The sequence below is a fragment of the Mesorhizobium sp. B2-6-2 genome (genome assembly GCF_006440615.1).
GTDB lineage: Bacteria > Pseudomonadota > Alphaproteobacteria > Rhizobiales > Rhizobiaceae > Mesorhizobium.
Map to the genome: position 1 here is coordinate 62954 of NZ_VFUG01000001.1, position 21424 is coordinate 84377.

The 21424-nt window shown below is 64.4% G+C and carries 19 protein-coding genes; 15 read left to right on the top strand and 4 right to left on the bottom strand.

The window, feature by feature from the left end:
* Positions 1–14: 14 nt before the first annotated feature.
* Positions 15–380, bottom strand: coding sequence for a VOC family protein (locus FJ419_RS00345; RefSeq protein WP_140686765.1), 366 nt, complete (start codon positions 378–380; stop codon positions 15–17).
* A 146-nt stretch (positions 381–526) separates the two neighbouring features.
* On the opposite strand from FJ419_RS00345, the gene FJ419_RS00350 reads away from it, so the two are divergent.
* The 11 genes from FJ419_RS00350 to nuoB all read left to right on the top strand — a co-directional run bounded on the left by FJ419_RS00350 (position 527) and on the right by nuoB (position 12345).
* Positions 527–847 carry a hypothetical protein gene (locus FJ419_RS00350; RefSeq protein ID WP_246679091.1) on the top strand — a complete coding sequence of 107 codons (321 nt, stop codon included), beginning with the start codon at positions 527–529 and terminating at the stop codon, positions 845–847.
* Positions 848–896: 49 nt separating this feature from the next.
* Positions 897–1793, top strand: a complete 897-nt coding sequence (locus tag FJ419_RS00355; RefSeq protein WP_140686766.1) for an RNA polymerase sigma factor — start codon at positions 897–899, stop codon at positions 1791–1793.
* Positions 1794–2157: 364 nt separating this feature from the next.
* Positions 2158–3807 carry an ATP-dependent Clp protease adaptor ClpS gene (locus FJ419_RS00360; protein ID WP_140686767.1) on the top strand — a complete coding sequence of 550 codons (1650 nt, stop codon included), beginning with the start codon at positions 2158–2160 and terminating at the stop codon, positions 3805–3807.
* A 165-nt stretch (positions 3808–3972) separates the two neighbouring features.
* On the top strand, positions 3973–4608 hold the full coding sequence (locus FJ419_RS00365; RefSeq protein ID WP_210241640.1) for a Pr6Pr family membrane protein: 636 nt from the start codon (positions 3973–3975) through the stop codon (positions 4606–4608).
* A 271-nt stretch (positions 4609–4879) separates the two neighbouring features.
* Positions 4880–5191, top strand: coding sequence for a helix-turn-helix transcriptional regulator (locus tag FJ419_RS00375; RefSeq protein WP_140686768.1), 312 nt, complete (start codon positions 4880–4882; stop codon positions 5189–5191).
* Positions 5188–7206, top strand: coding sequence for a hydrogenase 4 subunit B (gene hyfB, locus FJ419_RS00380; RefSeq protein WP_140686769.1), 2019 nt, complete (start codon positions 5188–5190; stop codon positions 7204–7206). Before FJ419_RS00375 ends, hyfB begins: the two co-directional genes overlap by 4 nt.
* Positions 7197–8153, top strand: coding sequence for an NADH-quinone oxidoreductase subunit H (locus FJ419_RS00385; protein WP_140686770.1), 957 nt, complete (start codon positions 7197–7199; stop codon positions 8151–8153). The genes hyfB and FJ419_RS00385 overlap by 10 nt, the downstream gene beginning before the upstream one ends.
* Positions 8153–8815 (top strand): hydrogenase-4 component E, encoded by a 663-nt coding sequence (locus FJ419_RS00390; protein WP_140633459.1) that lies wholly within the window; start codon positions 8153–8155, stop codon positions 8813–8815. The genes FJ419_RS00385 and FJ419_RS00390 overlap by 1 nt, the downstream gene beginning before the upstream one ends.
* A complete protein-coding gene (locus FJ419_RS00395; RefSeq protein WP_140686771.1) occupies positions 8812–10263 on the top strand; it encodes a hydrogenase 4 subunit F in 1452 nt (483 codons plus the stop codon). The genes FJ419_RS00390 and FJ419_RS00395 overlap by 4 nt, the downstream gene beginning before the upstream one ends.
* Positions 10264–10283: 20 nt before the next feature.
* A complete protein-coding gene (locus FJ419_RS00400) occupies positions 10284–11801 on the top strand; it encodes an NADH-quinone oxidoreductase subunit C (protein ID WP_140688043.1) in 1518 nt (505 codons plus the stop codon).
* A gap of 4 nt (positions 11802–11805) precedes the next feature.
* Entirely contained in the window at positions 11806–12345 is a 540-nt protein-coding gene (gene nuoB / locus FJ419_RS00405; protein ID WP_140686772.1) for an NADH-quinone oxidoreductase subunit NuoB, read from the top strand.
* A gap of 76 nt (positions 12346–12421) precedes the next feature.
* On the opposite strand, the gene FJ419_RS00410 is transcribed toward nuoB, so the two are convergent.
* Complete coding sequence (locus FJ419_RS00410; RefSeq protein WP_140686773.1) at positions 12422–12832, bottom strand: hypothetical protein; 411 nt, start codon at positions 12830–12832, stop codon at positions 12422–12424.
* Between the two features lie 892 nt (positions 12833–13724).
* Here FJ419_RS00410 and FJ419_RS00415 point away from each other — a divergent pair.
* From FJ419_RS00415 to FJ419_RS00425, 3 genes are read left to right on the top strand one after another with little or no spacing between them, the layout of a single operon-like run.
* Positions 13725–17795, top strand: a complete 4071-nt coding sequence (locus tag FJ419_RS00415) for a Pls/PosA family non-ribosomal peptide synthetase (protein ID WP_140686774.1) — start codon at positions 13725–13727, stop codon at positions 17793–17795.
* Positions 17792–18268, top strand: coding sequence for a GNAT family N-acetyltransferase (locus tag FJ419_RS00420; protein WP_246679092.1), 477 nt, complete (start codon positions 17792–17794; stop codon positions 18266–18268). The genes FJ419_RS00415 and FJ419_RS00420 overlap by 4 nt, the downstream gene beginning before the upstream one ends.
* Positions 18269–18272: 4 nt before the next feature.
* Positions 18273–18923 carry a 4'-phosphopantetheinyl transferase superfamily protein gene (locus FJ419_RS00425; protein WP_140686775.1) on the top strand — a complete coding sequence of 217 codons (651 nt, stop codon included), beginning with the start codon at positions 18273–18275 and terminating at the stop codon, positions 18921–18923.
* Positions 18924–18950: 27 nt separating this feature from the next.
* On the opposite strand, the gene FJ419_RS00430 is transcribed toward FJ419_RS00425, so the two are convergent.
* Entirely contained in the window at positions 18951–19832 is an 882-nt protein-coding gene (locus FJ419_RS00430) for a LysR family transcriptional regulator (protein ID WP_140686776.1), read from the bottom strand.
* Between the two features lie 112 nt (positions 19833–19944).
* Here FJ419_RS00430 and FJ419_RS00435 point away from each other — a divergent pair, with 112 nt between their 5' ends.
* A complete protein-coding gene (locus FJ419_RS00435) occupies positions 19945–20475 on the top strand; it encodes a VOC family protein (protein ID WP_140686777.1) in 531 nt (176 codons plus the stop codon).
* Between the two features lie 68 nt (positions 20476–20543).
* On the opposite strand, the gene FJ419_RS00440 is transcribed toward FJ419_RS00435, so the two are convergent.
* A complete protein-coding gene (locus FJ419_RS00440) occupies positions 20544–21422 on the bottom strand; it encodes an alpha/beta hydrolase (protein ID WP_140686778.1) in 879 nt (292 codons plus the stop codon).
* Between the last annotated feature and the right edge of the window lie 2 nt (positions 21423–21424).

A 21424-nucleotide genomic window follows, 5' to 3' on the forward strand; every position in this document is an offset into this window, starting at 1 on the left:
GCGAGGCGATGTTGCTATCGGCTGGCAAGCACCATGCGGTTGCCTTCGCTGTCGCGGAATTCGGCCACGGTGCGGCCCGGCTGCCACGGCGCTTCCTGCGGCTCCGTGACGATCTCGACGCCTTTGGCCTTGAGCGATGCGACCCTTGCCTCGACATCATCGTCGACCAGGACGAGCACCGGCTCGGTGCTCGGTGCCGCATCGGCGCGCCTGATGAAATGCAGGTTGGTGACCGCGAAGGGAAAAGCCACCTCGACCCAGCGCCAGCCACCATCGCCCATCGAGTGATCGGCAATGACCTGGCACGCAAGGTTTTCGGTGTAGAACGCCTTGGCGCGGTCCTGGTCGGATACGGGCAGTTCGGCAAACTGGATATGCATGATGTCTCTCCTCATCGCGGCCGCGGGCGCGGCCTCTACGCGCGAAAGACGTTTGCCCCCGGCAAAAAGATTCGCGAACCGATGAGAATCTATTCGGCGACGCGAATCGTCTTCCTCGTGCAGACACGTCAAACAGGAGACGACAAATGACCTACAATCTCATCCGCTACGGCGTGAAGGAGGCCAGCATCGCCGAGAACCGGGCGCTGGTGGCAAAGGTGTTCGAGGCGCTGGATGAAACGAAGCCGCAATCCGTGCGCTATCTCGTGCTCGAGCTCGACAACGGCGAATTCGTCCACATCGTCGGTTATGAAAAAGACAGTTCGGCACTGACCGAGCTCGACGCTTTCAAAGCCTTCGGCGCCGATCACGCCGAACGGCGCTCGACACCGCTGGTCCGGTCGTCGGCCAAGATCGTCGGCAACTATCATATGCTGGCGAACACCGACGAGACCGTGCCGGCCTGACCGGGGCGCGGTATCGCCCGGCGAGCCGCCGACTGAGAGAACGAGGACGATGAGCACAGCGAAATTCGACCGCGCGGCGCTTGAGGCCATGCTTGTCGGCCTGCGGCCGAAATTGCACCGCTATGCCGCCCGCATGGCCGGCTCGGCGATCGAGGGTGAGGACATCGTGCAGGAGGCGGTGGTGAAGGCGCTTGCTGCTCACGATGGCGGCGCCACGGTCGAGCGTCCCGAGCAGTGGCTGTTCCGCATCGCCCATAATGCGGCGCAGGATCATCTGCGCCGCCGCCAGCGGGAGCGCTCGCGCATGACCGAGGCCGACATGACCGAAATAGAAGATCTCTCCGCCGACGCGGAGGCGAGACTGGCGGCGGCAACGAGCCTGCGCAGCTTCATGCGGCTCACGCTGGCGCAGCGCAGCGCCGTGATCCTGGTCGATGTGCTCGGCCTCAGCTTGCATGAGACCTGCGAGGTGACGGGCGCGACTTTAGCCGCCACCAAGGCGGCACTGCATCGCGGCCGGGCGGAGCTGAAGGCGCTGGCATCGGCACCGGACGACGTGGCGGTGCCGAGGCTCGATCCGGATGAAGAGCGCCGGCTGCGCCGCTACATCGACCTGTTCAATGCGCGCGACTTCGACGGGGTCAGGACGCTGATCGCCGAGGATGTTCAGGTCGACGTCCTCAATCGCGCCCGCCTCAACGGCAAGAAGGAAGCCTCGACCTATTTCGGCAATTACGAGCGCCTCGGCGACTGGGCGCTGTCGCTCGGCTTCGTCGACGGCCAGCCGGCGATCCTGATCCGCAACCCGCAGGCGCACGATGCGGTGCGCGGCTTCATGCTGATCGACTGGCGCGGCGATGAGGTCGTACGCATCCGCGATTTCCGGCACGTTCCTTATTGTGTCGTCGAGGCGGACATCCTGTTCGTCCCAGGCGAGCGGGCATGACGGGTTCCGGGCCTGTGGACGCTCTATCCGCTCCGCTACCTCGTTTACACGCTGATTGGCGGGTCTTTCGAAGGCGTACGGTCGGGCGCAAACGCTCCTCAACCACGCTCTCATCGCGCTCGGCTTCGTGACGTTTCTTTGAGGAAATCGGTCTCGTTCATGGCCCATCTTCCATCTAGGCCTTTCTGGAAGGAAGACCACCGCATGGGACCCTGCTACAGCGCAATGTAGTCCTCGCGTGCAGATCCGCCCGCAGGGCGGCCACTCGTACAGTTTCGAGGCTTTCGGTCGTCGATCTGTTAACAAATCATGCGATATGACGCAGATATTGTCGGTCTGCATTCCGAGAAAGTGAGCCGTTACAGTGCGCCACACACCTGACGAGGCACTACAACTTGTCATTCACAACGACGACCAGACCCCGTGGGCATTTGTCGTCGATCTCATCCGCTCAGTTTTCAGTCGATCCGAGGCGGAGGCCGAAGCCTTGACTGCGACGGTATCGCAGCAGGGAAAGGCTGCATGCGGCAGCTATCCTTCAGCGGTCGCGAAGGCGATGCTGGATACGGCTGAGCAGCGCATCAAGGCTGCCGGTCATCCGCTTCGCATCACCGCCGTCCCCTACGGAGTCGAAGACGCACTCGCTCCAGATCAGCCGGCACGAGCCTCGCGCAACAAAAAGTTCAAATATGCCCACGAAGCGATCGCCTGGCATTTCGCGGGGCTGGCACATGACGAGGTCATCGCAACCTCGCGCCAGTTTCCCGGCCATATGCGGGCCGATGTGCAGGTGGCGCTCGACAAGCTGTTCTCCGTCTCGCCCGTTCGCTTCTTCGGCCTCTACGAACAGCATCGCTACGAGACGCTGACCTATGCGGCGTTGACGAAAGAAGGACAGCACGCCGTCACCATCTCGGCAGCACAATATCAAGATGTCGATATCGGCGAGAGCGAGCCGACGAAGTGCCTCAACAACGGCTTATGGCTCAATCGCGATGGCGACCTGCACTACGCGGCCGTGCTGTCTTTTCACCGTGAGTTCGGTCAGGAAGCCGGAACCTGCGTCGAGATCGCCGTGCCGGCCGGCGAAGCCGGCCTGGCGCTGGTGAGCCGCTGCTTCTCGGAGTTGGAGGCGACCATCAATGCGGCGCGTTCCTACCGTGGCAAGGTCATCTCCCTCGAAACGGAAGGAGATTATCGCGGCCGTTCCAAGGGCGTGATGGTCCATCGCCTGCCACAGGTGCCACGAGAGGCAATCATCCTGCCGGACCAGACCCTGAAGCTTCTCGACCGCAACGTGATCCGCTTCATCGAGAGCCGAGAGGCGCTGAGGCGGCTTGGGCAATCTACGCGCAAGGGCATCTTGCTCTACGGCCCGCCCGGCACCGGCAAGACGCACACCATTCGCTACCTGGCCGCCAATCTTCCCGGACATACGACGCTGATCATAACGGCCGGCCAGATGGGCCTTCTGTCGCAATACATGACACTGGCGCGCTTGCTGCAGCCGGCCACGGTGGTGATTGAGGACGTGGACCTTATTGCCCGCGACCGGGAGAATATGGGCAGCCCATGCGAGGAGTCCCTCCTCAACGTCCTGCTCAACGAGATGGACGGATTGAAGGACAATGCCGATATCCTGTTCGTGCTGACCACCAACCGGCCAGAGCAGCTTGAAGCGGCGCTCACGGGGCGTCCAGGACGTATCGACCAGGCCATCGAGGTGCCGCTGCCAGACAACGACTGCCGGGAGAAGTTGGTGCGCCTTTATGGCGGTGGGTTGAAACTTTCCGATAAGATAGTGGCCGAGGCCGTGACGCGCACGAAGGGTGTTAGCGCAGCCTTCATCAAGGAGCTTATGCGCCGTGCCGCGCAAACGAGCATCATGCAAGGTGACGGAGAAGCCGTGACCTCCAAGGATCTCGCGGAGGCCCTCGACGACATGCTGTTCACGGGCGGTCGGCTCAATGTACGGTTGCTTGGCGGAGCAGCGAACAGCGGCTTGGCGGATTGACAAGGTCGTAGGCTAGCCGAAGCCAGCCGCCGACACCGGATCCGCAATCGATATTACGGCGGGCAGACTATATAGTCGACTGGACAACTCCGGACGGAAACCCGTTACACATTTTTCCTGGATTTGCTCTATAAAACCCGCATTGAGCAGAACGGGCACCAGGTCGTGACGCAGGCTGATCCCGGAACGCACGGCATCCCGGCACGGCTCGTCGCCGCGCTTATCGCGCTGGCGGCATGGGCCGGCATCGGCGTGCATTTCCATGCGCTCGCCGACGGGCCGGCGTCGTGGCCCGCCGTGCTTTGGCGACTGCTCGGCTATTTCACGATCACCACCAATCTTCTGGTCGCGGTCGTGTTCACCGGCGTCACGGCGAAGGCCCGGTTCGCGACGCCATGGCTGCTCGGCGCGACGTTCCTCAATATCGCGCTGGTCGGCGTGGTCTACGCGGTGCTGCTGCAGGGCCTGCAGGAACTGACCGGCGGTTCGCAGCTCGCCAACGTCCTGCTTCACCGGGTGACGCCGGTGCTGACGACCCTTTTCTGGCTGGTCTTCGTCCGCAAGGGAACGCTGACCCGCCAGGCGCCGCTTGCCTGGGCGCTCTATCCGCTCCTCTATCTCGTCTATGCCCTGGTTCGCGGGTCTTTCGAAGCGCGTTATCCCTATCCGTTCATCGACGTCGCCCAGATCGGCTGGGCGCAGACCCTTATAAACAGCGCTCTCATCGCTTTCGGCTTCGTCGTGGCTGGGGAAGTGCTGGTCTGGCTCGACCGGCGGCTTGGCGGAATGACGAGGCCGTAGCCTGGCCGATGGCGATCAGCCGGCCTCGGGCGGCTGTACGCGTTCTCGGACGGCGTGTTCGCCGTTCTCATCACCGTGCCGGAGCTTCGCCCGCCGGAGATCCCGACCTTCACGGCACCGCTCGGGCTTTGGCCCGACCTCATCCCGCGACGTGGCCGGCCGGCTACCATCAACATAGATGTTTTAAACATCAATCCTTGACGATAGAACATTTTAATGTAGGCTACGGCACCTAGACCTCATATCTCATAACTGAACGAGAGAGTCCTCGGTGATAACCGCACCGCAATTGCGTGCCGCCAGATCGCTGCTCGGCATCGATCAGCGCCGGCTTGCCGAATTGTCCGGACTGTCGGTGCCGACGATCCAGCGCATGGAAGCGAGCGGCTCGATCATCCGGGGCAATGTCGATTCGCTGATGAAGCTGATCGCGGCGCTTGAGGTGGCCGGCATCGAACTGATCGGCGAAGGCGCGGCCAGCCAGGGCGGCGGACGCGGCGTGCGGCTGAAGGCCGGATACGATCCGGCCAAGGCATCCGAAGCCGATGGCGACGAGGCCGAACCAAGCGGGAGCCAGCCGTGAATTCGACGGTCGCGCTTCTGCTGTGCGGCCCTGCCGCGCTTCTGACAACAGCTATACTGGGCGCTGCCGCCGGCCGGCACACCGCCGCTACGCGTCTGGTCTATGGCGCATCGCTTGTCATTTCGGCCGCGCTGCTGGTAATCGTCGCCGGCCATCTCGCCGGCAGCCTCGGCGAGGCGCCCGCCATCACCTTGCCGCTCGGCCTGCCCTGGACGGGCGCCCGGTTCCGCCTCGACGGCCTGTCGGCCTTCTTCCTCGTCGTCGTCAATCTGGGCGGCGCCGTCACCAGCCTTTATGCTCTTGGCTACGGCCGGCACGAATCCGCGCCGCATCGCGTGCTGCCATTCTATCCGGCGTTCCTCGCTGGCATGAACCTCGTCGTGCTGGCCGACGACGCCTTCAGCTTCCTCTTGTCCTGGGAATTCATGTCGCTCGCCTCCTGGGCACTGGTCATGGCGCATCACCGCGACGACGCCAACCGGCGCGCCGGCACAATATACCTGGTGATGGCGAGCTTCGGCACGATGGCGCTGCTGCTTGCCTTCGGCCTGCTGGCCGGACCAGCGGGAACCTATGCGTTCGACGCGATGCGGACAGCGCATCCAGACCCGCTCGCGGCAGGCGCGGTGCTGGGTCTCATGCTGCTCGGCGCCGGCTCCAAGGCCGGCCTCGTGCCGCTGCATGCCTGGCTGCCGCTTGCCCATCCGGCAGCACCCAGCCACGTCTCGGCGCTGATGAGCGGTATCATGACCAAGGTCGCCATCTACGGCTTCATCCGCGTGGTGTTCGACCTGCTTGGCGAACCGGCATGGTGGTCGGGCATCGCCGTGCTTCTCATCGGCGGCGTGACGGCGGTGCTCGGCATCCTCCACGCGCTGATGGAAAAAGACCTGAAGCGGCTGCTCGCCTATTCGACCGTCGAAAATATCGGCGTCATCTTCGCCAGCCTCGGGCTCGCGCTCGCCTTCAAGGCGAACGCCATGCCGTCCGCGGCGGCGCTGGCCCTCACGGCGGCGCTTTTCCATGTGCTCAACCATTCCTTCTTCAAGAGCCTGCTGTTCTTCGGCGCCGGCGCGGTGCTGACGGCGACCGGCGAACGCGACATGGAAAAGCTCGGCGGCCTCATTCATCGCCTGCCGGTCACCAGCTTCGTCTTCCTCATCGGCTGCGTCTCGATCTCGGCGCTGCCGCCCTTCAACGGCTTCGCCTCCGAATGGCTGGTCTTCCAAGCCATATTGCGCAGCCCAGAGCTGCCGCAATGGGGGCTGAAGGTGATCGTGCCTGCGGTCGGCGGCATGCTGGCGCTGTCGGCGGCCTTGGCCGCGGCCTGCTTCGTCAAGGCATTCGGCATCACCTTCTTCGGCCGGGCGCGGTCGGCGGCGGTGGAACGGGCGCATGAGGTCGACCGCTGGTCGCTGGCGGCGATGGCCGTGCTTGCCGCCTTCTGCCTGCTCGCCGGCATCCTGCCAGGCCTCGTCATCGACGCCCTGTCGCCGGTGACGCTGTCGCTGATCGGCGACCGCATGCCGGTGCAGATGGCTGAGCCCTGGCTGTCGATCGTGCCGATCGCCGAGAGCCGCAGCTCCTATAACGGCCTGCTGGTGTTCGGCTTCATCGCCATTTCGGCGTCGCTCGCAGCCTTTTTCATTCACCGCTTCGCCTCGCATGCGCTGCGCAGGGGCATTGCATGGGGGTGCGGCTTCGCCGACCCGGTGCCGGCCGCGCAATACACCGCCGTCAGCTTCGCGCAGCCCATTCGCCGCGTCTTCGGCAGCTTCGCGTTCCGCGCCCGCGAGACGGTGGACATGCCGGCGCCGGGCTCCCTCGATCCGGCGCGCCTCAGGGTGGACATGCATGACGTCGCTTGGGAGATCTTCTACCAGCCAATCGCCGGCGCGATCGATTTCGCCACCGAGCGGCTGAACCACCTGCAGTTCCTGACCATCCGCCGCTACCTGACGCTGGTCTTCCTCTACCTCGTCATCCTGCTCCTGGTGCTTGCGCTATGGCCATGATGCTCGAGCTGGCCGTGCAGGGCGCGCAGATGTTTTCGGTGCTGTTGCTGGCGCCGCTTCTGATCGGCTTCGTGCGCAAGGTGAAGGCGAGGCTTGTGCGGCGGCAGGGGCCCTCGGTGATCCAGCCCTATCGCGATCTCGCCAGGCTGATGCGCAAGGAGGTCGTGCTGGCCGACAACGCGTCCTGGCTGTTTCGCGTGACGCCCTACCTGATCTTCGCCGCCACCTGGGTCGCTGCGGCGCTGGTCCCGACCTTCGCCTCCGGCCTCCAGTTCAGCTGGGCCGCCGATCTCATCGTCATCGTGGCGCTGCTCGGCAGCGCGCGCTTCTTCCAGGCACTGGCCGGAATGGATGTCGGCACCAGCTTCGGCGGCATCGGCGCCAGCCGCGAGGTGATGATCGCCTCGCTCGCCGAACCGGCGATGCTGCTCATCGTGTTCAGCCTGGCGCTGGTGGCCGGCGCCACGCAGCTTTCGACGGTCGCCGCCTTCATGGGCTCGCCTGAAGTCGGACTGCGGGTGTCGCTCGGCATGTCGCTGATTGCGCTGGTGATGGTGGCGATCGCCGAGAATGCGCGCATACCGGTCGACAATCCCGCCACGCATCTGGAGCTCACCATGGTGCATGAGGCGATGATCCTGGAATATTCCGGCCGCCATCTGGCTATGATCGAGCTCGCCAGCTTCCTCAAGCTCCTGCTCTACATGTCGCTGATCGCCTGCGTTTTCCTGCCCTGGGGGTTGGCGAGCGCCGGGGCGGGCCCGCAATCGCTGGCCATCGGCGCCGCCGCCTATCTCGGCAAGCTCGCCGTGCTCGCCATCCTGCTGGCCGTGTTCGAGACGGCGGTCGCCAAGATGCGCGTCTTCCGCGTGCCGGACTTCCTGGGCGCGGCGCTGATGCTGGCGCTGCTCGGCACGCTCCTGCTGTTCGTCTCGCGGAGTCTGTGATGAGCGGGATCACCTTCGACATCGCCCATCTGCTCGCCGGCAGCCTGGTGCTGATCTCCTTCATGATGCTCTACCAGGACCGGCTGTTCGCGCTGATCAACGTCTTTGCCCTGCACGCGGTCGTGCTTGCGCTGTCGGTGGCGTGGCAGGCCTATATCCAGGACGCGCATCACCTCTACATCACCGCGGCGATAGCGCTGGTCTTCAAGGCGATCGTCATTCCCGTCGGGCTGCATCGCATCATCCAGCGGCTCGGCATCCATCGCGACATCGAGACCGCGGTCGGCATCGGCCCGACCATGCTCGCCGGCATAGGGCTGGTGACGCTCTCCATGGTGCTGATGCTTCGGGTGACGCCCGAGGCCGACCCGCTCGCCCGCGAGGATCTCGCCTTCGCGCTGTCGATCATATTGCTGGGCCTGCTGGTGATGGTGACAAGGCGCAACGCCGTCAGTCAGGTCGTCGGCTTCATGTCGCTGGAGAACGGCCTGGTGCTGGCCGCCACCGGCGCCAAGGGCATGCCGCTGGTGGTTGAGATCAGCGTCGCCTTCTCGATCCTGATCGCCTTCATCGTCATCGGCGTCTTCCTGTTCCGCATCCGCGAGCGGTTCGACACGGTCGATGTCGGCGCGCTCGACGACTACCGGGGAGAACGCCGGTGAGCGGGTTTTCCTTCGACGCCGTGGCCGCGATCCTTTTCATTCCGGCGGTCGCCGCGGCCATTCTGGCGGCATTTACGAACTACCGCATGACGGCGATCGTTAACGTGATCGCGAGCCTGCTCACCTTGCTCGCCGCGCTGTCGCTGTTCGTCACCGACCGGCCGGCGCCGGGGCAATATCTTATCGTCGACGATCTCAACATCGTCTTCATCGTGCTCAACACATTCGTCGGCTTCACCACCAGCGTGTTCAGCGCGTCCTATATCGCGCATGAGCTGGAGACCGGCCGGCTGACCGCGTCGAACCTCAGGTTCTATCACGCGATGTACCAGATCATGATGTTCGGCATGAATCTCGCTTTCGTGTCGAACAATATCGGCCTGATGTGGGTCGCGGTGGAGCTCGCCACGCTGACCACCGTGCTGATGGTCGGCATCTACCGCACGCATGAAGCGCTGGAAGCGGCCTGGAAATATTTCATCCTCGGCAGCGTCGGCATTGCGCTCGCCCTGTTCGGCACCATCCTCGTCTACATGGCCGCGCAGCCGGTCGTCGGCGAGGGCACCAACGCCATGGTCTGGTCGGTGCTGATCGAGAAGGCGGCGCATTTCGATCCGGCGCTGCTCAGCGTCGCCTTCATCTTCCTTTTGCTCGGCTACGGCACCAAGGTCGGCCTGGCCCCTTTGCATGCCTGGCTGCCCGACGCGCATGCGGAAGGCCCGACGCCGATCTCGGCGGTGCTGTCGGGCCTGCTGCTCAACGTCGCGCTCTATGCCGTGCTGCGCTTCAAGCTCCTGCTCGCGGCGAGCCCGCAGGCGATCGGCCCCGGACCGCTGATGGTCACGATGGGGCTGACCTCGCTGATCTTCGCGGCCTTCATGCTCTACCGCCGCCGCGACATCAAACGCCTGTTCGCTTATTCCTCGATCGAGCATATGGGCATCATCGTCTTCGCCTTCGGCATGGGCGGCCCGCTCGCCAACTTCGCCGGCCTGCTGCACATGGTCATGCACAGCCTGACCAAGTCGGCGATCTTCTTCGCCGTCGGCCATATCGCGCAGGTCAAGGGCACGCAGCGCATCTCCGAGATCAGGGGCTTGACCGAAAGCCATCCGGGGCTTGGCTGGGCGCTCGTCATCGGCGTCGTAGCGATAGCCGGCCTGCCGCCGCTCGGCATCTTCATGAGCGAGTTCCTGGTCGTCAGCTCGACCTTCGCCAGGCATCCGTGGCTGGCTATCCCGCTGGTGTTCGGGCTGCTGATCGCCTTCGGGGCGCTGCTGCTGCGGCTGACAGGGCTTGCCTTCGGCGAGCCGCGCGGGGGCATGGCGCCGGTCGAGGCATCCTACGTGCCGATGTACTCGCACCTCGCCCTGGTGTTCGCTGCCGGCATCTATCTGCCGGGGCCGCTGGTGGCATGGTTCCAGCACGTCGCCGGGATATTGGGGTGATGCGCATGGCGAGGAAGAACATGCCCGCGCTCGCCGATCTCATCGGAGCCGGCCGCCTGATCGAGCATCACGTCCCCTGGCCGCGCGCCGTGGTTGCCCCGAAAGTCTGGAACCTTGCCGTCGAGCAACTCGCCAATGGCCGCTGGAGCCTGCTCGGCCTGTGGGGAGAGCCGGAGAGGATGCACATGGCGCTTCTCGACGAGGCGCTCGACATCGGCGTCATCAGCCTGGATTGCCGCGGCGGCTGCTACCCGTCGGTCGGCCAATATCATCCGCCCGCCTTGCGGCTGGAACGCGCCGCCGCTGACCTGTTCGGGCTGGCGCCGCAAGGCCTGCCCGACACCCGTCGCTGGCTCGACCACGGCCAATGGGGCGTCTCGCATCCGCTGGCGGCGCAGCCCGGCGCGCCGGCAGCCGCCGCCTCCTACCGGTTCCTCGCGGCGGAAGGCGAGAGCCTGCACCAGATCGCGGTCGGGCCGGTGCATGCCGGCATCATCGAGCCGGGGCATTTCCGCTTCACGGCCGGCGGCGAAACGGTGGTGCGGCTGGAAGAGCGGCTGGGCTATGCGCACAAGGGCATTGAAGGCCTGATGGCCGGCGCATCTGTGGATCGCGCGGCCAGGCTGGCGGGCCGGACCTCGGGCGACAGCACGGTAGCCTACTCGCTGGCCTTCGCCCGCGCGGTCGAAGCCGCGCTCGGCATCACGCCGCCGCCGCGCGCGATATGGCTGCGCGCGCTGATGGCCGAGCTGGAGCGCCTTGCCAACCATCTCGGCGACATCGGCGCCATCTGCAACGACGCCGCCTTCGCGATCCTGCATGCGCATTGCGGCGTGCTGCGCGAACGCGTGCTGCGCGCCGCCGACGCGGCCTTCGGCCATCGCCTGATGCGCGACCGCATCCTGCCCGGCGGCACGGCAAGCGATCTGAGCGAGGCAGGAGCGATCGCCATCCGGTCGCTGGTCGCGGAGATCGGGCAACGCTTCCCGCATCTGGTCGAGCTCTACGACAACACCGCCTCGCTGCAGGACCGCACGGTGGCGACCGGCCGGCTCACGGTCGAGCTCGCCCGCCAATATGCCGCCGGCGGCTATGTCGGACGCGCGTCGGGCCGCGATTTCGATGCGCGACGCAGCCCAGGCTATGCGCCTTACGACCAGCTCGCCTTCGATGTGCCGGTGCTGCAGGAGGGCGACGTCAACGCGCGCGTCTGGATCCGCGTGCGCGAAGTCGAGCAGAGCGTGTCGATGGTCGAGCAAATCCTGGCGCGCCTGCCCGCCGGGCCGGTCGGCGTCGCCACAGCGGGCGATGTTGCGGATGGGCCGCGCGAGGGCATGGCGCTGGTCGAGGGTTTCCGCGGCGATATCCTGGTCTGGCTGCGCATCGGCGAGGGCGGCTTGGTCGAGCGCTGCCACCTGCGCGACCCTTCTTGGTTCCAGTGGCCGCTGCTTGAAGCGGCGATCGAGGGCAACATCGTCGCCGACTTCCCGATCTGCAACAAATCATTCAACTGCTCCTATTCCGGCCACGACCTCTAGAACCATGCGCAAGCTGCTTTTCGAAAGCCTGATCCGTCCGCCCCTGACTGAGCGACCGCCGCAAGTCAGCGACGCGGCGGTGGACGAACTGGCGCGCTCGCTCGATGCAGTTGCCCGCAGGCGGCTCGGCCGGAGCCTGTCGATCCGCGCGGTCGACGCCGGTTCCTGCAATGGCTGCGAGCTCGAGATGCATGCGCTCAACAACGCCTTCTACGATATCGAGCGCTTCGGCTTCCGCTTCGTCGCCTCGCCGCGCCATGCCGACGTGCTGATGGTCACCGGGCCGGTCACCAAGAACATGCGCGAGGCGCTGAAGCGGACCTTCGACGCGATGCCCAGCCCGAAATGGGTGGTGGCGCTGGGCGGCTGCGCCAAGGACGGCGGCTGTTTTGCCGGCAGCTACGCGGTCGTCGGCGGCGTGTCGGACGTGGTGCCTGTCGACCTGCACATTCCAGGCTGCCCGCCGCCGCCAATCGAGATCCTCAAGGGATTGATCGCCTTGCTTGACGGAGCGAACGGAAGGGCGGGCCTCGCCAAGAGCTGAGAAGCAGGCAGCGCGGCCGCGTTACATGCTGTGCGCAAGCTTGCCCGTCCGCGTTTGGATCGGACAGGTGCCGATCTCACGAGAAGAGTTCACCGGCCTTCTCGAACAGCGAATCGAGTTCGTCCGACGCCTGCGGATCGAACAGTGTATCAAGCGTTTCACGAACCATACGGCTTTCCTCGATCAAGCGCTCGATTTCCCGCGCGTCGAGAAGCCGATTGAAGCGACAGCTGACAGTGTCCACCGTACGATTCACGGTGTAACAACCGATTAGTTCCGCCGCATCTTGTCCCAACTGGAGATAAAAGAAATCCGGCGTGGCGATACTGCCCACAAAGAGGGACGCCCCGCCCTCGGAAATATCGCGCAAATCGAAAGTTGCTTCCGTCACCTCCTTGAGCCCGTGTGTCGGGAAAACCATCCGGACCGCGAGACTGATGCTCCGCCTGGCCCATCGCCGCCTTTCTGCTCCGGCCGGATCGTTCATGGGCAGTCCTTCCAATGATGGACCAGACGCCAGATGGTGACCGTACCTAGGATTGCAAGCAACGCGACGAATGCTGAAATGTTCAGCAAGACCTTGAAATGCATCGGTAACGGGGCGCGCCGCATGCAATCCTCCAAGACCTGGCTGGACTGCAGATGTGGCGGCACATGCCGAGGTCCAGGTCCGTAACGATTCTATAGAGCGTATAGCTAACAGGGAGTCTTTAAAGATTTCCTAGTGTCCACCAAGACTTCAACCCGAGAAGAGTACACGGATCGCTGAACCGCATCGCGCGAGTAAGTAGTCGATTTTAATGCCGAGACAAAGCATCAGGCTCAAGCCGGCAAGATACGCGCTGGCGCCAGCCTGAGAACAGGAGTTGTGCTGCTGTCTCCGCCAAGATCGGCAACACAAGCGTAACAATAGCAGGCCAGGGGAGGGCCATTTTTACGGAGATCATCACAATCTCTCACGCTAAGAACCATGACTTCAAGTGGCGGAACGAGAGCTCACGTCTGTCAGGCGATCCCCGTGCTTGGCGGCGAACGCGTTGACCTTGACAGATTCTGGAGCGATTTCGCGGCGACGCCGGCGAAATTCGACGAGGCGACCCGTCAGCACTACGCGATCTTTATGCAGCGGCCTGGAGCCATGCGCGCTGACATCGCTCAGTTCGGCAGGCGCGGCGCCAATCATCGGCTAGCGAGAACGTTCGGGCTTGTCACGGCAGCGGCGCCTTGAAAAAGGCGGCACGCCTCCAAGCGGCGGCATCAAAGTGCTGCGCATCTCAAATCCGCCGCAAAGGCAAATCAACTGGCCCATCATCGTCAGCCAATTGTCTTTTCGCCAATCACGGCATAGTGCGAGCCGTCACGAGCTCGTGGGTCCTCCAATGTCTCTGAATGAAGCAAGCAAGCCCGCCAAGAAAAACGCGCCCAAAGCCAAAGCAGTGACGGAACCGCCACCGCGCGACCAAATCCTGATCGGCCCCGATTTCATCCACAAGGGCGAGCCGCATGAGAGGCTCGACCGCTTCTTCGGCGATCTGGCGAGCCGCTTCGACGCGGCACCGGCGGTGATTTCCGGCGGCCGGCCTTGGTCGTACCGCGAGCTGAACAGCCGTGCCAACCAGTTCGCGCATCTGCTGATCGAGCGCGGCGTGAAGCCGGGCGACAGGATAGGCCTTTTGCTGGACCGCTCCGCCGAAACCTATATCGCTATCCTTGCCGTGATGAAGGCCGGGGCGGCCTTCGTCCCTTTAGCCACCGCCTTCCCCGAAGATCGCATGGTGATGATCATCGAGGACGCCAATGTCACGATGGTGATCAGCGTCTCCGGTTATGCCGCGCGCGTGGCGCGCCTGCCGGTTCCGCACATCTCGATCGACTCGGCGGAATCCGAAATCGCTCTCAAGCCGGAAACGGCGCCCCTGCCGGAGGGCAGCCAGGACCAGACCTGCTACATTCTCTACACCTCCGGCACCACGGGCAAGCCGAAAGGCGTGGTCATCACGCATCAGAGCTTCTGCAACTTCATCCGCGTCGCCGCGGCATCCTACGGTTACCAGCCGGGCGACCGCGTGTACCAGGGCATGACCATCGCCTTCGACTTCTCCTCGGAGGAGATCTGGGTGCCCTTTGCCGCCGGCGCCACGGTCGTGCCGGCACCCGGCCAGCAGCCGCTCGTGGGCGAGGAGCTGGCCAGCTTCCTGCGCGAGCATCACATCACCTGCATGGCCTGTAGCCCGACGCTTTTGTCGTCGATCGAGAGCGACGCGCCCAGCCTGCGCACGATCCTGGTCGGCGGCGAAGCCTGCTCGCAAAAGCTCGTAGTGCGCTGGGCGAAGCCCGGCCGCCAGATCCTGAACACCTATGGCCCGACCGAGGCAACGGTCACCGCCACCATGGGCTTGCTGACGCCGGACGAACCGGTGACCATCGGCAGACCGCTGCCCACCTATTCGATTGCCATTCTCGACCCCGAAAAGCCGAACGTGCTGACCGGCGACCAGCTGGGCGAGATCTGCATCGGCGGCATGGGCGTGGCGGTAGGCTATCTCAACCGGCCGGAACTCACCGAACAGCGATTCATCAAGGATTTCATCGGCCTGCCGAACAACCCCGGCGGCCGCATCTACCGGACGGGCGACCTCGGCCGCATCAACGACAAGGGCGAGATCGAATATCACGGCCGCATCGACACGCAGGTGAAGATCCGCGGCTACCGCATCGAGCTGGGCGAGATCGAGGCCGTGCTGCTGGAACAGCCGGGCATCGCGCAGGCGGCGGTCACGACGTGGGAGATCGAGTCCGAGCGCACGGAACTGGTCGCCTATTACGCCCCCAGGAGCGGCGGCGACAGTGTGGATCGCACCATGCTCGTGCGCGAACTCAAGCAGCGGCTGCCCGACTATATGGTCCCGGCCTATCTGGAGCAGCTGCCCGCGATCCCGATGACCGTCTCCAACAAGGTCGATTTGAGGAAGCTGCCAAAGCCGACCAGCGCGCGCGTCGCGGCCGGCCATGCGATGATCGACCCGCGCAACGAGGACGAGAGGTTCCTGGTCGACACGCTGCAGGATGTGCTGAAATTCGAGGACATCTCCATCGAAGACCACTTCTTCGACGACCTCGGCGCGAACTCGCTGTTGATGGCGAGGTTCTGCGCGCGCATCCGCTCCCGCAAGGCCTGGTCGACGACCTCGATGCGCGACGTCTACCTGCATCCCACGGTCGCGAAGCTCGCCGAGCACCTGCGTGCCCCGCATATGGCCGCGGTTGCGGCGAGCGAGCCGATGCTGACGCATCGGGCTTCCAGCTTTGCCTATTGGAGCACGGGCTTTGGGCAGCTCATGTTCTACGCGCTCTACAGCTATGGCTCGCTCTGGGCGATCAATGACGGGCTCAACTGGGTCTATGACGCGCTGGACGACCCGGTGCAGCTCTATCTGCGCTGCGTTTTCTTGTCCGCCAGCGTCTTCTTCGGGCTCAGCGGCTTTGCCATCATCGCCAAATGGCTGCTGGTCGGCCGCTGGAAGGCCGAGACGTTCCCGATCTGGGGCTGGCGTTATTATCGCTTCTGGGTCGTCAAGACGCTGGTCCGCAGCGCACCGGTGGTGCTGTTCCGCGGCAGCCCGCTATACAGCCTCTATTTGCGCCTGCTCGGTGCCCGGCTCGGCAACCGCACCGTCATCGAGTGCCGCTCCGTTCCGGTCTGCACCGACCTGATCAGCATCGGCGACAACTCGATCCTGCGCAAGGATACCATGATCCTGGGCTTCCGCGCCCAGGCGGGCTACATCCACACCGGTCCGCTCGACATCGGCCACAACGCTTTCGTCGGCGTCGGCTCAACGTTGGACATCGACACCCGCATCGGCGACGGCGCCCAGCTGGGCCACGCTTCGTCGCTGCATCGCGGACAGGCGATTCCTGCCGGCGAGCGCTGGCACGGATCGCCGGCGATCCCGACCGAGGCGGACTATTGCACGGTTCCCAACGTGCCGCTGTCGCACGCGCGCCGGATCATCTACGAGGCGATCCAGCTCTTCATCCTCTTCGCCATCGTCACGCCGTTCCCGCTTCTGTTCCACACCTACTGGGAAAATGTCGGCGACGACTATCAGGAGACCATCGGCATCGTGGCGATCGGCACCACGGTGACGCTGGCGGGCTTCATCGTCGGCGGCGTGCTGCTGGCTGCCATCGTGCCGCGGCTGTTCAACCTCATGCTGAAGCCCGGCCGGGACTATTCGCTCTACGGCTTCCACTACTGGCTGCAATCGATGCTGGAGCTGGTCAGCAACGTGCGACTGCTGAACGTGCTGTTCGGCGACAGCTCGGCCATCGTCTACTATCTGCGCGCGATCGGCTGGCGGCTGAACAAGGTGAACCAGACCGGGTCGAATTTCGGCACCAACCAGCGGCATGAAAACCCGCAGCTCAGCGAGATCGGCTCGGAAACGATGGTGTCCGACGGCCTGTTCATGGTCAACATGCAGAAGTCCGCCAATTCCTTCCGCCTCGAGCACACGCGCATCGGCGAGCGCAACTTCTTCGGCAACAACATCATCTATTCGCCGGATTCCCGCACCGGCGACAATTGCCTGCTCGGAACCAAGGTGCATGTACCGGTCGATGGTCCCGTGCGCGAGAATGTCGGGCTGCTTGGGTCGCCGCCCTTTGAAATCCCGCGCATGGTCAATCGCGACAAGGAGCTGCTCGGATTGATCTCCGACAAGGAGCGCCACCGCCGGCTGCCGCTGAAAAACCTCCACAATCTGGTCACCGCACTGCTGTTCTTGGCTGCACAGTGGCTGGTCCTGTTCCTGACGCTCGCCATCTGGGACAGGGCGCTCAACTACTATAACGATTGGGAGCAGACGGCGCTGTTCGTGGCGGTGGTGCTGACCACGGCGATCGGCATTCCGTTCTACGTCTTCCTGGAACGTGTCAGCCTCGGTTTCCGCCGACTGAAGCCCAGGATGGCCACGATCTACGACCCGGTCTTCTGGCGGCACGAACGCCATTGGAAACTGTCCGATTCGCCGATTATGGGCCTGTTCACCGGCACCCCGTTCAGGCCGCTGATCCTGCGTCTGGTGGGCGTGAAGGTCGGGCGGCGCGTCTATGACGGGGGAAGCATCATCACCGAGCGGTCGCTGGTGGAGATCGGCGACGACGCGACGCTCAACGAGGGCTGCGTCATCCAGGCGCATTCGCTGGAGGAAGGCGCGTTCAAGTCCGACTACATCCGCATCGGCAATGGCTGCACGCTCGCCCCCGCCGCCTTCATCCACTACGCGGTGGCAATGGGCGAGGGATCCGTGGCGGACCTCGATTGCTTCGTCATGAAGGGCGAAGTGCTGGAGCCCAACACCGTGTGGCGCGGCAACCCGGCGAAGCTCTATGGCGTGGTGACGCCGATCGACGCGCGCGCGATCAAGATCGGGCAGAAACAGTGAAGCGTTCCGCCGAAGCGCGGACTGGCGATCGCCCGGTCGTCCTTCGGCCCGTCGGCGAGGACAACCGGGCGGCGATCCTGGCGCTCGAGCTGATGCCGGAGCAGCAAGGCTTCGTCGCCTCGAATGCCGACTCGCTGCAAGAGGCGGGGGAGGATGACGAGGCCCTCGCCCGCGCCGTAGTCGCGGCTGGGCGCGTCGTCGGATTCCTGATGTACAGCGCTCCGAAGGACGATGACGAGGCGATCATCTATCGTTTCATGATCGACCGCCGCGAACAGGGCAAGGGTCTCGGCAGTGCCGCGGTTGCCGGGGTGCTGGAGGAGATCGCGCAGCTCGGCCACATACGCCGCGTCTCGATCTGCTACGAACCGGACAATGAGGCGGCGCGCCGGCTCTATGCCGGCTTCGGTTTCGTCGAGGCGGGACTGGACGAGGATGGCGAGATGATTGCCGTGCTCGAATTGGGCAGCTAGCAAAGTGTGCACACGGCCGGACGACGCGCAATCGGACATCGAGAGCGCCGTCGAGCAGGCGCTGGCCGGCCTCGCGCCGCCCGGCCTCGTCACCGGCTGCCGTCTTGTTCGTGCCGGCGACGAACAATACCTCATGCCGGTGGAAGGCGCTTCCATCGCCACGCGCGAACAGAGGGCGCGCGCCGCCACTGGGGCAGGCCGTCAGGTCGCGCATGAATTGCTGCGGCGCCTGAGCTGCGCGGATCTCGCCGTCTTGCGGGGCCAATTGGGAAACCCGATCTGGCCTGCAGATATCGTCGGTTCAATCGCGCATGACGACGAACTTGCCGTGGCGGTCGCCGCGCGATCCGAGGCGATGAGAAGCGTGGGCGTCGACATCGAGCCTGCCCTGCCCCTGCCGCACGACCTCCGAGACATGGTGGCAACGCCGCAAGACCGCCTGGGCAATCTTGATTCCGGTATAGGCAGCCGCATTCTGTTTGCGATCAAGGAGGCGGTCTACAAGGCCTCGTTTCCGCTCGACGGCCGGGTGCTGGGCTTTGAGGACATCGCCGTCGATCTCACCTCCGGCGAGGCAGTCACTTCATCCGGCAATCGGTTGACCGTGCGCTTCACCATCTCGCCCAGAATCCTGGCGCTGGCTTACCCGACATAGGCGCGCCGAGCCCGAACGACGTCAAGATCACGGATGCAGGTGCAGGCGCTTCACGCTGGCTGCCGCGAAGGTGATGAACTTCTTGACGCGCGCCGGAACAAACTTCTGGGCGGGGTAGGCGAAATAGAGTCCGGTCAAGGGCGACCGCAGGGCCGGCAACACGCGCACTAGCCGTTGCTGGTCCGCGAAAAAAGCCGGCAGGAATCCGATGCCGAGTCCCATGGCGACAAAGGTTCTGACCGTCAGCAGGTCATCGCAGGTCAGGTCGCCCGATAGATCAACGCCGATCTTCCGGCTGCCCATCAGAAGCGGCAGCGGGTGGGCCCAAGGCTTGCCGAATCCAATCAGGTCGTGGTGCTTGAGATCCTCAACTTGAACGGGGACGCCGCGTCGGTCGAGATAGTGCTGGCTTGCGAACAATCCCGACGGCCCCGTGACGAAAGACCTGGTCACCAGACTCGAATCGCGCAGCGGGCCGACGCGGATGGCGAGGTCGACGCCCTCCGCGATCATGTCGACGATCCGGTCCGTGACGATCAGCTCGATTTTCACCATCGGGAACGTTTCGCGAAACGCGCCGATGATGGGCGGCAGCAGGCTTTGCGCGATGTCGACGGCCGCCGTGAGCCGAAGCAGGCCGTTCAGGCTTCTTGCCCCCGACATAACCGCGGCCTCGGCTGCCTCGATCTCATGAAGCCCGGCGCGGCACCGTTCAAAATAGGCCTGGCCCGCGGGCGTGACGCGGAGCTTACGGGTCGTGCGCTGGATCAGGCCGGTACCGAGGCGCTGTTCCAGCGCCGCCACCTTCGCGCTCACGGTGCTGGCGGGCATGCGAAGCCTGCGGGCAGCCGCGGCAAAACTGCCTGCCTCCAGCACCTGGACAAAGACGCTGATCTCGTCGACGCGCATGCCAGCTATTATGCAGAATCATGGATGATGATTCCAGATTGTGCCGTCTTGTGGCGAAACAGTTTCCGCAATCTGCTTTCGATATCGGAAGACAGCGCCAGGGAGCTGAACAATGAGACCGCCGATCAATGCCGACAGCGAACCGATCGACCCGCGCGTCCGCGTCGGGCATGTTCATCTGAAGGTCGCCGATCTTGAGCGATCGCTCGCTTTCTATTGCGGTGTGCTTGGCTTTGGCCTGCAAGGGCTGCTTGAAGACGAAGCCGCGTTCCTCGCGGCCGGCGGCTACCACCATCACCTCGCGATCAACACTTGGGAAAGCCGGGGCGGTTCGCCGCCGCCCGAAGGATCGACCGGCCTCCATCACATTGCCTTTGTCTATCCGACGCGAGCCGCGCTCGGCCGCGCGCTCCGCCGCCTTCGCGCCGCGGGCGTGCAACTCATCGGCGCCAGCGACCACGGTGGCACGGAGGCGATCTATTTCCGCGATCCGGACGATAACGGCGTCGAGCTCTACTGGGATAGGCCCGAGAAGGAATGGCCGCGCAACGCCGATGGCTCGTTGAAGATCGTCAACAGTCCCCTCAATGTCGAGAATCTGGCCAGCGAGGGATCGACCGTGCCGCCGGATGGGGAAAGATAGTCTGCGGCTTGTCGTGCCGAGGGGCTGGCGCGGCGCAACGAAGGTCCGCTTTGCGCCGCCACGAGCGGTCATCGTAGTGCAGCTCTCAGGCTCTCCAACGCAGGTGCAGCACAGCGGACGAGCGTGGATATGTGTCCTTCGGGCTGCATGAACAATGTTCCGTGGCGTAGGCCTGCGGCAAGAGCCCGCGCGGCCTTGGCGGGCATAATCTGGTCGTGCGCGCCGTGATAAATGCGGACGGGAAGGTCGATTTGGTCCAGGTCAAAGCCCCACGGACGCGCCAGGGCGATGGCCTGGTCCTGGTTGGTGCGTGGCCCCTGAACGTAGCCTTCGGCGACGGCAGCGGCAAAGGCCCGGCGCACAGCCTCATCCTGCAGCACAGCGCGGTCGCCGACGCCAAGTCGCTCGGCATTGTGGGCGAGCATGTCCGCCAGTTGGTCGGGACGCGCATGAACGATGCCACGCAGGCTGAACGAAAGAAGTGGGCGCAAGAGAGCATCAGGCGTGATCTGAAGGATCTGCCATGCGAGCCGGGTGATGCCGGTACTGGCAGTTGCAAGAACGGCCGCCGGCGCCACCGGCGAGATCAGCACACAGCCGGCCACCTGGTCGGGTGTCGCTGCGGCGCAAGCGAGTGCAAATGCCGCGCCGGCGGAAAACCCAAGAACCGAATAACGCCGGATCGCCATCGTATCGGCAACCTCGTCGACCGCTGCCGGCCATTGCATGATCCCGAAGCGGTGCACAGGCGAGGACTTGCCGATGCCGGGCCGGTCGAGCGCGATGAGCCGCACGCCTGCTTCGGCGGCCTGATCCTCGATCAGCTTCGCCTCCAGGCGACTCGAGGGAAACCCACGCATGTAGAACACGCCTGAACCGTTGGACTTCCCTGTCTCGAAAACTCCCACGCGTCGCCCTGATGCGAGTTGCAGAATCTGCTCAGCCATCG